The following is a 15,036-nucleotide window of genomic DNA, read 5'->3' as shown; positions in this document are numbered from 1 at the left end:
TCCAAAATTATCTGCATCTTGAAAATCGTTTTCAGCAACATCTGTATTGGCAATATTATAAGCTTCTCTTATACCATCTTTATAATCGATAGAGCCAATATCTGTAATAGATAATCCTATTTTTAATTTGTACTTATTTTTATGTCTAAAATCATTTGAAATAGAATCGTTAATTTTATAATTGGCATGATTTGGTCTCCACTCATAGACAACTCCTAAATCTGCACCAAAACCGTTTGCATTATCAGGTATTTTATAATCATAATTATCATAATCAACAGCGGTAAAACGCGCGTAAGTTAAATTTCCACTAGTGGTTATACTCCCTGTAGTTTGACCACCACCATAATCTGTACCGTCGGCATCATAATCAATAGATATATCAGTTCCCGTGCCATAAGCACTTCCAAGACCTTGTAAATATTTTAAAGAAACCCCTCCTTTTAAAAAGTGTTGCTCATTGCTAAATAGCGTTCTGGCATACGTCATACCTACTTCAGCCCAGGCATGGGCTAAAATATTAATATTTCCTTCGTTAAAATTAAAATCTTCGGTTGTATCATCATCTATAGAAGCCAAGGACGCTCCATTAATTTCATTAGCATTCAAAAAAGATCTTGCTCTTGAAAAGATCGCTATTGAACTATTTTTGTTAAGATTAATCATAAATGATGGCCCTAAAACATCAACATTTAATGCTGCACTATTTGCATCTTTAGGATCTGTTTTTGATTCCAAATCAAAGCTGTAACCATCTCTTGTTGCATCCCAAACGTTAACACCATAATAATCATTGCTTCCAAACACACTCAGTCCTGCTAGGTTTATGTCGGCTTTAAAACGAGAATCGGTAATATTGGCTGGGTTAGAAATAACACCATGTACGCCACTATAATTATCTGTAAGAAATCCAATGTAAGATTGCGCTTTTAAACAAAAAGAAAGGAAAAGCAATACAATTGAAAAGATGGTTTTTTTCATGATTCTGATTTGATTTTTCGTCTCAAAAATAGTCAATTTTCGTTAAAATTTATTTAAATACCATCCTTTTAATTTGTGTAATACATTGTATCAAACACGCTTCAAAATATCTTAAAAAAAATTAAGAATATTACAAACGAATTACTTTCGAGATAATTAATTATTCCTCGAGGGCAATTTCAAAGGAAACACTAAAACAAAATCTCTGAGAATTATTTTTTAAGTAAATTGCAATTTTTATACTAACACCTGTTTTGATTCTGCTAATAACTATGACTGTTGAAACAACTTATTCTATTGTTAAGACTAGAAACAAAACAAGGGATTTCAATAAAAAAAAACAAAAAAAAAGAAAAAAATTTAAAATATGAAAATTTACACGAAAACTGGAGACAAAGGCACCACCGCATTATTTGGAGGAACTCGAGTACCCAAGCATCATATTAGAATTGAAAGTTATGGAACTGTTGATGAATTAAACTCACATTTGGGTTTAATACGGGACCAAGATATCCATCAAGATTATAAAGATTTATTGATTAAAATTCAAGATCGATTATTTACTCTTGGTGCTATTTTAGCAACCGACCCAGAAAAAGCTATTTTAAAAAACGGTAAGGCACGATTAAACATTGATAAAATTTCTACTGAAGATATTGAACGTTTAGAAAAGGAAATGGATACCATGAACAACGTTTTAGCTCCTATGACGCATTTTGTGCTCCCCGGAGGGCATCAAACGGTGTCATTCTGTCACATAGCACGTTGTGTATGCCGAAGAGCGGAACGTTTAGCCTCAGCACTTAATGATTTGGAACCTTTTGAGGCGAATGCGCTACTTTATTTAAACCGTCTTTCTGACTATCTCTTTGTATTGGCACGAAAGTTGTCTCATGACTTACAAGCGAATGAAATTAAGTGGATTCCTGAGAAAAAGTAATTTTACGAAGAAATGATTTTCATGACTGAAAAGAATTCATAAATAAGTTAACTTTTGAATTGGACATACGGTTTGCGTTAGGGATTGCAGTGACATCCTTTTTAAAACTTGAATGAAATAAAAGATTGTTGAGAACTAAAATTTGGCAAATTGCGACATTCTCCGCACTTACCATGGTGTTTTAAAAAGATATAGCGGAAAGCCCGACCCTTGTGGTAACGCTCAAATTGATATTTTCAATAGAAAAAATTAGTTTTATTTTTTAGCTACATTATATTAATCCCGCAGGAATAATTTGCAAGGGTTTAGATAACAAAAAGATACGTTCTTATAATTAATGATTAAATAATTCATTTTTTTCTTGTGTGTTTAAACTAAAAAATTATTTTTGCAAAAAAATAAACGCAAATAAATGTATTGGACATTAGAATTAGCATCGTATTTAAGTGATGCGCCTTGGCCAGCAACAAAGGACGAATTGATAGATTACGCTATTAGAACGGGAGCACCTTTAGAGGTTGTTGAAAATTTACAATCTATTGAAGATGAGGGAGACTCTTATGACTCAATTGAAGAAATTTGGTCTGACTATCCTACCGACGAGGATTACCTCTGGAACGAAGATGAATATTAATAAAGCATAAAGAATAGTTAAAAAGTCTCGATTAGAGGCTTTTTTTTTGTTCTTAACCCTAAAAAAAGCGCAACAAAATGTATCTTTGAATGCCTTTTGATAGCGCAAAAATAGTAATGATAAAACCCTAGGGCAATCCTAGATAAAATATATAAAATTATACTCATGAGTTTTTTAAATTCTGTATTAAAAGTATTTGTTGGAGACAAGGCTAAACAAGACGTAAAAGCGCTCTCCCCGCTTGTTGATAAAATTAAAACCTTTGAATCTGCTTTAGAAGCCTTGAGTCATGATGAATTAAGAGCAAAAACTGATGAATTTAAAGCAAAAATTGCTGAATCCATTGCAAGTATAAACGAGCAAATTACTAATCTTACTCAAGAAGCTGAAACTACTGAAGATATTGATAGACGTGAAGATATCTATCAGGACATTGATAAACTTAAAGATGAGGCTTACCTTATTACTGAAGATGTTTTGAACGCTATTTTACCCGAAGCTTTTGCTGTGGTTAAAGAAACGGCTAAACGTTTTGTGCATAACACCTCTATTATGGTTAGTGCTAATGAGTTTGATAGAAATTTATCTGGTGAAAAAGAATATGTTGCGTTAGAAGATGATAAAGCGATTTGGTCAAATTCTTGGGATGCTGCAGGGAAACCTATTACTTGGGACATGATACATTATGATGTTCAGTTAATTGGTGGGATTTCGATGCACCAAGGTAAAATTGCCGAAATGCAAACGGGAGAAGGAAAAACTTTGGTAGCGACTTTACCGATGTATTTAAATGCCTTAGCTGGAAAAGGGGTTCATTTAGTAACAGTTAATGACTACTTAGCAAAACGTGATAGCGCTTGGATGGCTCCTATTTTTCAGTTTCATGGGATGAGTGTTGATTGTATTGATTACCACCAACCAAACTCGGCAGCGCGTAAAAAAGCGTATAATTCTGATATTACATACGGTACTAATAACGAATTTGGTTTTGATTACCTGCGTGATAATATGGCACATTCGCCTGATGATTTAGTTCAACGTCCGCACCACTTCGCTATTGTAGATGAAGTAGATTCTGTTTTAGTAGATGATGCTCGTACACCATTAATTATTTCGGGTCCTATCCCAAAAGGTGACCGCCACGAGTTTACAGAATTAAAGCCTAAGGTTGATGATATTGTTTCGGTACAACGTAAATATTTAACGGGTGTTTTAGCGGAAGCTAAAAAGTTAATTAAGGATGGAGATACTCAAGAAGGTGGTTTAAAACTGCTACGTGTTTACAGAGGTATTCCTAAAAATAAAGCGCTCATAAAGTTTTTATCTGAAGAAGGTGTTAAGCAATTGCTTCAAAAAACTGAAAATTTCTATATGCAAGATAACAACCGGGAAATGCCTAAGGTTGATGAGGAATTATACTATGTTATTGAAGAAAAAAACAACCAAGTTGAATTAACCGATAAAGGTATTGAATACATTTCTGGAAAAGATAACCCAGACTTTTTCATCTTACCAGAAATAGGTATTGAAGTTGCAAAAATCGAAGATCAAAACCTTGATGTTGAAGAAGAAGCAACGCTTAAAGAAGAATTATTCAAAGAATTTGGTTTGAAATCTGAGCGTATTCATACGTTAAGTCAGTTACTCAAGGCGTATGCTTTATTTGAAAAAGACACCCAATATGTGGTGATGGAAAATAAGGTTATGATTGTTGATGAACAAACCGGTCGTATTATGGATGGCCGTCGTTATTCTGATGGATTACACCAAGCGATTGAAGCCAAAGAAAATGTAAAAATTGAAGATGCTACCCAAACGTTTGCTACAGTAACATTACAGAATTACTTTAGAATGTATCGTAAACTTTCAGGGATGACGGGTACTGCTTTAACTGAAGCTGGCGAGTTTTGGGAAATCTACAAATTAGATGTTCTTGAAACGCCAACTAACCGCCCTATTGCTAGAGATGATAAAGAAGATTTAGTTTATAAAACAAAACGCGAAAAATACAATGCAGTTATTGACGATGTAACTAAACTATCTGAAGCAGGTCGTCCGGTACTTATTGGTACAACTTCTGTTGAAATTAGTGAGTTATTAGGGAAAATGTTAAGCATTCGTAAATTATCGCATAATGTATTAAACGCGAAACAGCATAAAAGAGAGGCTGATATTGTTGCAGAAGCTGGAAATGCGGGACAAATAACTATAGCAACCAATATGGCTGGTCGTGGTACGGATATTAAATTATCAGACGAAGTTAAAGCCGCTGGCGGTTTAGCTATTGTTGGCACAGAGCGTCATGATTCGCGTCGTGTGGATAGACAACTACGTGGTCGTGCTGGTCGTCAAGGAGATCCAGGAAGTTCACAGTTTTATGTATCTCTTGAAGATAACTTGATGCGTTTATTTGGTAGTGAGCGTATTGCGAAAATGATGGACAAAATGGGCTTGAAAGAAGGCGAAGTGATTCAGCATTCTATGATTTCAAAATCTATTGAGCGTGCACAGAAAAAGGTTGAAGAAAACCAGTTTGGTGTTCGTAAACGTTTGTTAGAATATGATGATGTTATGAACGCACAGCGTGAAGTCGTTTACAAACGTCGTTACAATGCTTTAAATGGGGAACGTTTGCGTGTTGATTTAGCTAATATGATTTTTGATACTACGGAAGGTATATCAGAAACAAATAAAGGGGCTAATGATTATAAAAACTTTGAGTTTGAATTGATTCGATATTTCTCTATGGGTTCGCCAATTACCGAAGATGAATTTGGTAAGCTGTCGGCTCAAGAGATTACTTCAAAAATATACAAAGCTGCTTTTACGCATTATAAAGATAAAATGGCTAGAAACGCAGATATTGCTTTTCCTGTTATTAAAAATGTATATGAAACACAACGCGATAAATTCAAACGTATAGTTGTACCGTTTACAGATGGTGTTAAGAGTTTAAATGTTGTTACAGATCTTGAAAAAGCTTATGAAACTCAAGGTAAACAATTAATTAACGATTTTGAAAAGAACATTACATTGGCTATAATAGATGATGCTTGGAAAACACATTTACGTAAAATGGATGAGTTAAAGCAATCGGTTCAATTAGCGGTGCATGAGCAAAAAGACCCTTTATTGATTTATAAGTTTGAGTCTTTTGAATTATTTAAAGCGATGATTGACGAAGTGAATAAAGATGTTATTTCATTCTTATTTAAAGGTGAGTTACCTCAAGAAACACAAAACACAATTCAAGAGGCTAGACAAACCCGTAAAAAGGAAAATCTAAAAACTCAAAAAGACGAAATCCCTAATTTAGATGAGCGTTCTGCACAAAACAGAGCTGCGGGAAATACGCAACGGAATCAAGAAGTTGTTGAAACTATTGTGCGTGATAAACCAAAAATTGGACGAAATGATCGTGTGACTATAAAGCACGTTATAAAAGGTGAAAACAAAACTTTAAAATACAAACAAGCTGAACCTTTAATTGCGAAAGGCGAGTGGGTTTTGGTTGAGGAGTAATTAAATTCCTTTGAAAAAAAAAGAATCTAAAAACATTAAAATCCTGATAGAAACTATCAGGATTTTTTATACTCCATTATTAAATAACAGATTTGTTTTATCTAAAAATAAAATAGAATCCAAAATTTACAACTTCAATAACAAATCAGGATTAGGGCAATTCCCTTTATAATAACCCAAATCACTTTCACTACAAACGCCGGGGTAATCACCTTTATAACCTTGTATATCTTTTATTATCTGAAAGTGTAAATGCGGTGGATAATCACCATTAATATTGGCATCTCCTAAAGTCGCGATTTTGTCACCTTGCTTAAATCCCTGTCCCACTTTTAGCTTCTCAAAAGATACTAAACTTAAATGTCCATAAAGTGTATAAAATTCAACCCCAGGAATATGATGCTTTAAAATTATAGTTGGTCCATAATCACCATGGTTAGTGTTATTCTTAAAACTGTGAACTACGCCATCCAACGGCGCGTAAATAGGCGTTTTAGCTTCACACCACAAATCGACTCCTAAATGGATGTTGCGTTCTTGTTTAGCTCGACTATTAAAATGGTGACTGCGTTTGTATATGTTTCGAACTTCTAAATATCCACCATAAGCTACTAAAGCATCATGCTTTTTTATATGATTACTTACAAACACTCCCAATTTTGGAGACGAAGACACATCGACCGTATTGAGTGTTTTGTTAGATTCAGATAAATCTATGGGAATATATTTGGATTTTGGAATGGATGCATCTAATACAGACAATCCATCTGAACTGATACTATTAAGAAACTTTGTAAAACCCTCTGACTCCATAGTTTCAAAAATATAAAACTAATCGATATGTTTTTAAATTATAAATATTTAAAAACACGCATCTACAGGCTCAACGTGATTATAATTGTTTTTAAATAAATTTCAACAGTTTTAGTACTAAGCAATGACTTCACCATAAAGGTCAAAATCTTCTGCTTCAATAATTTTAACGGTAGTGAATTCACCTGTTTTTAGGTAGATTTTTGTCGCATCAATTAATACTTCATTATCCACATCGGGAGAATCAAATTCTGTACGTCCAACAAAATAATTACCTTCTTTTCTATCTACTATAACTTTAAACTCCTGCCCTATTTTAAATTGATTCAATTCCCAAGAAATCTGAGATTGAATTTCCATAATTTGGTTTGCTCTGTCAATTTTAACGTCTTCAGGAACATCATCTTCTAGATTATATGCATGCGTGTTTTCTTCATGGCTATAAGTAAAACAACCTAAACGTTCAAAACGCATATCAGAAACCCATTGTTTTAATTCTTGAAAATTTTCTTCTGTTTCTCCTGGATAGCCAACAATAAGAGTTGTTCTAATAGTCATATTAGGCACTTTGGTGCGAAACTCTTGTAATAACCTCGTAGTCTTTTCTTTTGTTGTTCCACGACGCATACTTTTTAAAATAGAGTCTGAAATATGCTGTAATGGAATATCTAAATAGTTGCAAACTTTAGGTTCGCGATTCATGACATCTAACACGTCCAAAGGAAACCCAGTTGGAAAAGCATAATGCAAACGAATCCAGTCTACACCATCCACTTTTACTAACGCTTCAAGTAATTCTGCTAAGTTTCGTTTCTTGTATAAATCGAGTCCATAATACGTTAAATCTTGCGCAATAAGAATCAATTCTTTAACACCATTAGCAGCTAATTTTTCAGCCTCAATAACAATCTCTTCAATGGGTGTACTTCTATGTTTCCCTCGCATGATTGGAATCGCGCAAAAAGAACATGGTCTATCGCAACCCTCCGCAATTTTTAAATAGGCATAATTTTTTGGTGTGGTTGTTAAACGTTCTCCAATAAGTTCATGTTTATAATCTGCACCTAAAGCCTTCAATAATCCAGGTAATTCAGTCGTCCCAAAATATTCATCAACATTCGGGATTTCTTTTAATAAATCTGGCTTATAACGCTCACTTAAACAACCCGTTACAAATACTTTATCTACATCACCATCTTGCTTTTTCTGAACGTATTCTAAAATCGTATTAACACTTTCTTCTTTTGCATTTTTAATAAATCCGCAAGTGTTAATAACAACTATATTACCTTCTTCCTCATGTACCACATCTTTTCCATTGGCCTTCAATTGCCCCATTAACACTTCGCTGTCGTAAACATTTTTACTACAACCAAGGGTTACTACGTTTATCTTGTTTTTCTTTAGAGTTTTTGTGCGCATACGTTTTATAAATCTGGGTGCAAAGGTACGGAATGATTGTGGATTAAAGTCGTCCTTATTAAAATAGAGAGTTCCTACTTTAGCAGGAACTCTCTATGCATAAATACTATTATTTTGATTATTATGATAAAGACTCGAGTGTTATGGAAATTGGCTTTTTTATTTAAAAAACGAATCTACAAACTCAAATTTATTGAAGACTTGTAAATCTTCGATACCTTCTCCTACTCCAATATATTTTACAGGAATTTGAAATTGATCAGAAATACCAATAACTACACCGCCTTTAGCTGTTCCATCTAATTTAGTTACTGCTAACGAGGTCACTTCTGTTGCCGCTGTAAACTGTTTTGCTTGCTCAAATGCATTTTGACCTGTAGAACCATCTAAAACTAATAATACATCGTGTGGCGCATCGCCAACTACCTTTTGCATGACACGTTTTACTTTGGTAAGCTCGTTCATTAAGTTTACTTTATTATGTAAACGACCAGCAGTATCTATAATAATAACATCAGCTTCTTGATTCACTCCAGATTCTAAGGCATCAAACGCAACTGATGCAGGATCACTTCCCATATCTTGTCTTACCATTGGCACATCTACTCGATCTGCCCATACTTGAAGTTGGTCTATAGCTGCCGCCCTAAATGTGTCAGCTGCTCCCATAACTACTTTTAAACCTTGCTTTTTAAATTGATACGCTAGCTTTCCAATAGTCGTCGTTTTTCCAACGCCATTTACCCCAACCACCATTAACACATAAGGCGTTTTTGTTCCGTTTTCTTGTTTTGGTAATTCTGGAATAGTAAACTCTGTATCTTCTCCAGAATTGGTTTCACTTAAAAGTGCTGCAATTTCTTCACGAAGGATTTTGTTTAGTTCGTCGGTTCCTAAATATTTATCTTTTGATACGCGTTCCTCAATACGAGTAATCACCTTAAGTGTTGTATTAACGCCAACATCACTAGACACTAAAACTTCCTCAAGGTTATCTAGAACGTCATCATCTACTTTAGATTTCCCCGCTACAGCTTTACTTAGCTTACCCATAAAACTAGATTTAGATTTCTCTAATCCTTTGTCTAGGGTTTCCTTTTTTTCTGAAGAAAATATTTTTTTAAAAAAGCTCATTTTAATTCTAAGTTGGTTGTTTAATATAAAATCTAATTTGCGCTAGGGACTGAAACATTCGTTGGAGCTCTTCTCCGAAAGCGACTGCCGAAAACTCGACCTTTTTGGTAACGCAGAAATTACTCTTGTCAATTTCCTTACCATTTTTGTTTTACTGCTATTATGGCAGAAATTCAACCAAATATAAAAATAAAAAAGCCGCTTTCGGTAGAAAGCAGCTTATAATATCTTGAAACAATGTTTTTCACTTTTTAGCTAAAAAGTCGCTAACCTGTTCTGGATTCATTATGGATTCAACAAACATGTAAGCTCCAGTTTTTGGAGACTTTACCATTTTTATTGCTTTTGTTAATCTTTTAGATCCTGTTTGTAATGATGCTACTGATTTCTTTGCCATGACCTTATAACGGTGTTATTTGAGATTTTTAAAAATCTCTAATTATTTAATTTCTTTATGAAGTGTCATACGCTTTAGGATCGGATTAAATTTCTTAATCTCCATTCTATCAGGCGTATTCTTTTTGTTTTTTGTTGTAATGTATCTTGAAGTTCCTGGTTCACCAGTTCCTTTGTGCTCTGTGCACTCTAAGATTACTTGTATTCTGTTACCTCTCTTTGCCATGTCTTATTTACTTATTAAATACAGCTATTATTTTAAAAATCCTTTAGACTTTGCGTCCTTAATTGCTGCAGATATACCTATTTTGTTGATAGTTTTTAAAGCAGATGTAGAAACTTTTAAAGTTACCCAGCTGTCTTCTTCTGGAATGTAAAAACGTTTCTTAACTAAATTCGCATGAAATTTGCGTTTAGTTCTGTTCATTGCATGAGACACATTGTTTCCAACCATGGCCTTCTTTCCTGTAAGTTCACAAACTCTTGACATTCTATATAACTTTAAATTCTTTTGTTTCTTAAAATCGAGGTGCAAATATACAAATTCTTTATACTAAGCCAACCTAATTTATATCAATTTTTAAAAATTTCTTTTAGAAGCATTTCTAAGGCTTTATTTACTGCTTTATTTATAACTTTTAATCGTGAATTTCCGAAGTTAAATTCCTGTGAATAAACACCTGATTTTGTAGCAATAGCAATAAAAACCGTTCCGACCTCAGCATCAGAATCACCTTTTGTTGGTCCCGCATTTCCAGTTGTAGCGATAGCATAATCAGACTGAAATAATTGTTGAACGTTTCTCGCCATAGCCTCAGCTACCTGAGAACTCACAACAGAATAGGTATCAATATCTGCTTTTGAAACTTTTAAAACATTAATTTTTGACTGCGTAGAATAGGTTACTAAACCGCCTTTGAAAAATGCTGAAGCACCAGAATGCGCTGTAAAACGCTCTGCGACGGCTCCGCCTGTGCAACTTTCGGCAATAGCTAAAGTATTTCCTAATTTAGTAAGTTGTTTTGCTATTATAATTTCAACAGAACCATCTTCATCTTCTAGTCCTGCATACTCCTCCTGTATTAAAGGGATAACTTTATCTATTTGATCTTGTACGTCCTTTTTTAATTGTGCTTCATCAAAACCTTTGGTAGATAAACGCAGACGCATTTTTCCTAAATTTGGTAAATAGGCCAATTTTATATGTCTTGGTAAAGCATCTTCCCAGTCTTCAATTCTAGCCGCTAAAGCACTTTCGCCTAAACCATAAACTAACATGGTTTTATGAAGAATAAATGGGCAATTATATTTGTCTTTTAATTGTGGAATAACTTGATGCTCTATTAACGCCTTCATCTCATATGGAACTCCGGGAAGTGAAATAAATACTTTATCCTCTTTTTCAATCCACATACCTGGGGCAGTTCCCAGCTTGTTCATTAAAGGTTTAGACTTTGAAGGAATTAAAGCTTGATCTCTATTAACTTGAAGCAACTCTGTTCTAACATGCTGTTTCCAAATCGATTCTATATTTTGGAGAACAGACTCGTTTTTTACGAGTGTATCATTAAAATATTCGGCAAGTGTTTTTTTAGTAATATCGTCTTTTGTGGGGCCTAAACCTCCTGTACAAATAAGAATATCTACACGATTTTCAGCATCTGCTAAAGCTTGTAAAATGTGTTTCTTATCGTCTTGAATAGAAGTGATTTGATATACAGAAACACCAATTTTGTTAAGTTGTTTTGCTATAAAAGCTGAATTGGTGTCTACAACTTGACCAATAAGAAGTTCGTCACCTATAGTTATTATTTCTGCTTGCATTACAATTTAAAATCTGACTTAATTTCAGCACAAGCTCTCTCTACAGCAGAAATAACACTATCTAATTGCTCAGTAATATCTACATCAGTTTGCGTAAACTTACCCCAATCTTGTACCTCGATTAGTTTATCTAAAACTCCTAACTCAAATAAATCAATAGTAGGCTTCATTTTATGAGCTGCCTGATAAGTCTCATTATAATCTTTTTCCGCAACTCCTTTTTTTAAGCGCTCTGCATCTTCAGGAACTTCTTCTAAAAAAGCTTCTGCTAATGCTGCGATAAAATCCTCATCATTATCCGCCAATTCTCTTACTCTAAATAATTTGTAATGTAATTCCATTTATTTTACTGTTATTGAAAACATTTCTTTGCTTTCTATAAATCCTTTTAACTTATCGTCAGCAATAACTTTGCCAACTCCTGCGGGTGTGCCTGTAAATATAATATCTCCAATCTTTAAAGTAAAATATTTTGACACATATTCTATTAATTCATCAATTTTCCATAGCATATGGCTTGTATTTCCATTTTGAACAATTTCATCATTCTTTTTTAAAGAAAATTCAAAATGGTCAACATTTTCAACCTCATTTTTATCTATCCACTTACCAATTACCGCAGCCCCATCAAAAGATTTTGATTTTTCCCATGGCAAGCCTTTAACCTTTAAAGCACTTTGCACATCGCGTGCCGTAAAGTCAATACCCAAGCCAATTTCATTGTAATATTTATTAGCGAACTTTTTATCAATGTGTTTCCCTACTCTGTTTATTTTTACTAGAACCTCAACTTCATAATGCACATCATCAGAAAAATCCGGAATAAAAAACGGTTGTTTTTTCAAAAGAATAGCCGTGTCTGGTTTTAAAAAAACAACAGGGTCGGTCGGCTTTTCGTTTTGTAATTCTTTAATATGTTCAGTGTAATTTCTCCCTATGCAAATCAGTTTCATGTCTTTTCAATTTTATTTTGGGCGTTACCACAAGGGTCGGGCTTTACGTTACAAGTCCTCGCTCGCAAATCGCTGCGGGCTTTCCTCTGCAATCCCTAACGCAACCTCAGCCAAAGTCATTGACTACGACTAACGGCGACTTCTTTTTAACCTAACTTGTTATTAAAACTTCTCAGTTTAATAGCGGTTAACACCTTTTTAGTGTACAATGGAAAATCTGCATTCAACAACCATCCAAAATACCCAGGTTCCTTTTCTAAAACATCTGTTACTAACTTTCCTTTGTGTTTTCCAAAAGAAAAACACTCTAAGCCTTCTTTATTAAACGTTATAAAACCTGCAAAGTCGGCAATTTTCTTACGAGAGCTAAATTCTGCTAGAAACTTCGTGTCATTTTCTAACTCTTCGTATTTATCTAATTGCGATTTTAATACCTCAAAAGTAGCTTTTGTATCAGCCTCAGCACTATGCGCATTATCTAAACTTTCATCACAATAAAATTTATAAGCTGCACTCAATGTGCGCTGTTCCATTTTATGAAAAATAGTTTGTACATCGACTGCTAAAGTATTTTTCATATCAAAATCTACTTCAGCGCGTAACATTTCTTCAGCCAATAATGGAATATCAAATCGGTTCGAGTTAAATCCTCCCAGATCTGAATCCTTTATCATATTATAAATATCTTTAGCCAATTCTTTAAACGCAGGTTCGTTCGCAACCTTTTCATTGGTTATCCCATGAATTTCAATAACCTCATTAGGAATTGTCATTTCAGGGTTTACTAACCATGTTTTGCTCTCTTCCGTTCCGTTTGGAAATACTTTTAATATTGAAATTTCTACAATCCGGTCGTGAGTTATATTAATCCCTGTAGTTTCTAAATCGAAAAAACAAATGGGTTTTGTTAGGTTTAATTGCATTACTTTAATCGTTTTATTAAAAATGACATATTACAAAAATAAAAAAACCCAACCGTTTTAAGGTCAGGTTTAACTATTGTTTATATTTTAATTTTATATTTCTCTATTTGTGTCCCAAGCTTCCAGATAGTCTGTAACAGCTTTTACAAATTTACCACCTAATGCACCATTAACTACGCGATGATCGTAAGAATGCGACAAGAACATTTTGTAACGAATACCAATAAAATCACCCTCAGGAGTTTCTATGACTGCAGGCACTTTTCTAATGGCACCAAGAGCCAAAATACCAACTTGTGGTTGGTTGATTATTGGTGTTCCCATAATACTTCCAAAAGTCCCAACGTTAGTAACAGTGTATGTACCACCTTGAGTATCATCTGGTTTTAATTTACCCATTCTGGCACGATTAGCCAAATCGTTTACCTGTTTAGTCATACCAACTAAGTTTAGTTGATCTGCATTTTTTATGACAGGCACAATTAAATTACCATCCGGCAAAGCTGCAGCCAAACCTAAATTGATGTTTTTCTTTTTCACGACGGTATCACCTTGTAAAGAAATATTCATCATCGGAAAATCGCGAAGTGCCTTGGCAATTGCTTCCATAAAAATTGGAGTGAATGTTAGGTTTTCGCCTTCACGCTTCATAAATCCGTCTTTTACTTTCTTTCTCCAATTCCAAATATTAGTAACATCTGCCTCAATAAAACTTTGCACATGGGCTGCTGTTTGAACAGACTCAACCATATGATGTGCAATGAGCTTGCCCATTCTGGTCATTTCTATAATCTCATCCCCACCACTAGAAATTACAACGGGTTTTTCTGCTTTAGGCTTTTCAATAATTTTTGCTGAAACAACTGACGTTTCTAATTTTGGAGTTACTGATTGTTGCGTATTTCCTCTATTTTGAATATAATCTAAAATATCATTTTTAGTAACACGTCCATCCTTTCCTGTTCCTGCAATACCATCTAACTCTGCCTGTGATATGCCTTCAGCCTTTGCTATATTTTTTACTAAAGGAGAATAAAAACGATCTCCACTAGAAACAACAGCAGTAACAGTTTCTTTAGCTTTAGTAATAGTTTGCTCTAATTGTTGAACAACTTTCTTTTCATTCTCTTCTGCTTCAACTGAAGACTCCTTACCTGAATCAGAAGTAGAATCATCATCGCCTTTAGTTTCAATAATAGCTAAAACTTGTCCTACTTGCACCACATCATCTACATTAAACAAACGCTCTACTAAGACACCTTCAACCTCACTAGGCACCTCACTATCAACTTTGTCTGTAGCAATTTCCAATACTGGATCGTCCATATCTATTGTATCACCAACATCTTTTAACCAAGATGTGATAGTTGCTTCTGCAACACTTTCTCCCATTTTTGGTAATTTGAGCTCAAATTTTGCCATATCAATAATGTAATACTTGTTTTTTAATTTTATTTTGCAAAATTAGCAAAAAAACTACTATTAAATTTAATT

Annotated in this window: 15 protein-coding genes; 3 read left to right on the top strand and 12 right to left on the bottom strand. The window is 34.0% G+C overall.

Annotation, left to right across the window (positions count from 1 at the left end):
* A partial coding sequence (locus tag QZ260_RS06260; protein WP_295984080.1) for a DUF5723 family protein occupies window positions 1-981 on the bottom strand: 981 nt, incomplete at its 3' end.
* Between the two features lie 367 nt (window positions 982-1,348).
* On the opposite strand from QZ260_RS06260, the gene QZ260_RS06255 reads away from it, so the two are divergent.
* The 3 genes from QZ260_RS06255 (at window position 1,349) to secA (ending at window position 6,077) form a co-directional block, all read left to right on the top strand.
* A complete protein-coding gene (locus QZ260_RS06255; protein ID WP_295984078.1) occupies window positions 1,349-1,921 on the top strand; it encodes a cob(I)yrinic acid a,c-diamide adenosyltransferase in 573 nt (190 codons plus the stop codon).
* Between the two features lie 412 nt (window positions 1,922-2,333).
* Window positions 2,334-2,555 carry a DUF2795 domain-containing protein gene (locus tag QZ260_RS06250; RefSeq protein ID WP_019387375.1) on the top strand — a complete coding sequence of 74 codons (222 nt, stop codon included), beginning with the start codon at window positions 2,334-2,336 and terminating at the stop codon, window positions 2,553-2,555.
* Window positions 2,556-2,720: 165 nt separating this feature from the next.
* Window positions 2,721-6,077: a preprotein translocase subunit SecA gene (gene secA, locus QZ260_RS06245; RefSeq protein WP_295984058.1), complete on the top strand. Its 3,357-nt coding sequence runs from the start codon at window positions 2,721-2,723 to the stop codon at window positions 6,075-6,077.
* Window positions 6,078-6,203: 126 nt separating this feature from the next.
* Here secA and QZ260_RS06240 read toward each other — a convergent pair whose 3' ends face one another.
* The 11 genes from QZ260_RS06240 to QZ260_RS06190 form a co-directional block, all read right to left on the bottom strand.
* Window positions 6,204-6,890: a peptidoglycan DD-metalloendopeptidase family protein gene (locus QZ260_RS06240; RefSeq protein ID WP_295984054.1), complete on the bottom strand. Its 687-nt coding sequence runs from the start codon at window positions 6,888-6,890 to the stop codon at window positions 6,204-6,206.
* Between the two features lie 117 nt (window positions 6,891-7,007).
* Entirely contained in the window at window positions 7,008-8,312 is a 1,305-nt protein-coding gene (gene rimO / locus QZ260_RS06235) for a 30S ribosomal protein S12 methylthiotransferase RimO (protein WP_295984052.1), read from the bottom strand.
* Between the two features lie 159 nt (window positions 8,313-8,471).
* Window positions 8,472-9,446, bottom strand: coding sequence for a signal recognition particle-docking protein FtsY (ftsY, locus tag QZ260_RS06230; protein WP_295984050.1), 975 nt, complete (start codon window positions 9,444-9,446; stop codon window positions 8,472-8,474).
* Between the two features lie 244 nt (window positions 9,447-9,690).
* Window positions 9,691-9,843, bottom strand: coding sequence for a DUF4295 domain-containing protein (locus QZ260_RS06225; RefSeq protein WP_074940165.1), 153 nt, complete (start codon window positions 9,841-9,843; stop codon window positions 9,691-9,693).
* 42 nt (window positions 9,844-9,885) lie between these two features.
* On the bottom strand, window positions 9,886-10,068 hold the full coding sequence (rpmG, locus tag QZ260_RS06220; protein ID WP_295984042.1) for a 50S ribosomal protein L33: 183 nt from the start codon (window positions 10,066-10,068) through the stop codon (window positions 9,886-9,888).
* Window positions 10,069-10,095: 27 nt separating this feature from the next.
* Window positions 10,096-10,332 carry a 50S ribosomal protein L28 gene (gene rpmB, locus QZ260_RS06215; RefSeq protein ID WP_295984039.1) on the bottom strand — a complete coding sequence of 79 codons (237 nt, stop codon included), beginning with the start codon at window positions 10,330-10,332 and terminating at the stop codon, window positions 10,096-10,098.
* Window positions 10,333-10,415: 83 nt separating this feature from the next.
* On the bottom strand, window positions 10,416-11,666 hold the full coding sequence (locus QZ260_RS06210; RefSeq protein ID WP_295984037.1) for a competence/damage-inducible protein A: 1,251 nt from the start codon (window positions 11,664-11,666) through the stop codon (window positions 10,416-10,418).
* A complete protein-coding gene (locus QZ260_RS06205; protein WP_295984035.1) occupies window positions 11,666-12,007 on the bottom strand; it encodes an Hpt domain-containing protein in 342 nt (113 codons plus the stop codon). The genes QZ260_RS06210 and QZ260_RS06205 overlap by 1 nt, the downstream gene beginning before the upstream one ends.
* Window positions 12,008-12,619 (bottom strand): fumarylacetoacetate hydrolase family protein, encoded by a 612-nt coding sequence (locus QZ260_RS06200; protein ID WP_295984033.1) that lies wholly within the window; start codon window positions 12,617-12,619, stop codon window positions 12,008-12,010.
* A gap of 146 nt (window positions 12,620-12,765) precedes the next feature.
* Window positions 12,766-13,542, bottom strand: a complete 777-nt coding sequence (locus QZ260_RS06195) for a 3'-5' exonuclease (protein ID WP_295984031.1) — start codon at window positions 13,540-13,542, stop codon at window positions 12,766-12,768.
* Window positions 13,543-13,635: 93 nt separating this feature from the next.
* Window positions 13,636-14,964, bottom strand: coding sequence for a dihydrolipoamide acetyltransferase family protein (locus QZ260_RS06190; protein ID WP_295984028.1), 1,329 nt, complete (start codon window positions 14,962-14,964; stop codon window positions 13,636-13,638).
* Window positions 14,965-15,036: the final 72 nt, after the last annotated feature.

Origin of the sequence: uncultured Algibacter sp., assembly GCF_905480415.1 — a bacterium.
GTDB lineage: Bacteria > Bacteroidota > Bacteroidia > Flavobacteriales > Flavobacteriaceae > Algibacter_B.
Note: the sequence above shows the minus strand (reverse complement) of the source record. Positions and strands in the feature narration are given on the sequence as shown.

Excerpts from the sequence above, each read along its gene's own strand:
- QZ260_RS06255 (WP_295984078.1), top strand. The coding sequence starts at position 1,349 with ATGAAAATTTACACGAAAACTGGAGACAAAGGCACCACCGCATTATTT.
- QZ260_RS06250 (WP_019387375.1), top strand. The coding sequence starts at position 2,334 with ATGTATTGGACATTAGAATTAGCATCGTATTTAAGTGATGCGCCTTGG.
- secA (WP_295984058.1), top strand. The coding sequence starts at position 2,721 with ATGAGTTTTTTAAATTCTGTATTAAAAGTATTTGTTGGAGACAAGGCT.
- QZ260_RS06240 (WP_295984054.1), bottom strand. The coding sequence starts at position 6,890 with ATGGAGTCAGAGGGTTTTACAAAGTTTCTTAATAGTATCAGTTCAGAT.
- rimO (WP_295984052.1), bottom strand. The coding sequence starts at position 8,312 with ATGCGCACAAAAACTCTAAAGAAAAACAAGATAAACGTAGTAACCCTT.
- ftsY (WP_295984050.1), bottom strand. The coding sequence starts at position 9,446 with ATGAGCTTTTTTAAAAAAATATTTTCTTCAGAAAAAAAGGAAACCCTA.
- QZ260_RS06225 (WP_074940165.1), bottom strand. The coding sequence starts at position 9,843 with ATGGCAAAGAAATCAGTAGCATCATTACAAACAGGATCTAAAAGATTA.
- rpmG (WP_295984042.1), bottom strand. The coding sequence starts at position 10,068 with ATGGCAAAGAGAGGTAACAGAATACAAGTAATCTTAGAGTGCACAGAG.
- rpmB (WP_295984039.1), bottom strand. The coding sequence starts at position 10,332 with ATGTCAAGAGTTTGTGAACTTACAGGAAAGAAGGCCATGGTTGGAAAC.
- QZ260_RS06210 (WP_295984037.1), bottom strand. The coding sequence starts at position 11,666 with ATGCAAGCAGAAATAATAACTATAGGTGACGAACTTCTTATTGGTCAA.
- QZ260_RS06205 (WP_295984035.1), bottom strand. The coding sequence starts at position 12,007 with ATGGAATTACATTACAAATTATTTAGAGTAAGAGAATTGGCGGATAAT.
- QZ260_RS06200 (WP_295984033.1), bottom strand. The coding sequence starts at position 12,619 with ATGAAACTGATTTGCATAGGGAGAAATTACACTGAACATATTAAAGAA.
- QZ260_RS06195 (WP_295984031.1), bottom strand. The coding sequence starts at position 13,542 with ATGCAATTAAACCTAACAAAACCCATTTGTTTTTTCGATTTAGAAACT.
- QZ260_RS06190 (WP_295984028.1), bottom strand. The coding sequence starts at position 14,964 with ATGGCAAAATTTGAGCTCAAATTACCAAAAATGGGAGAAAGTGTTGCA.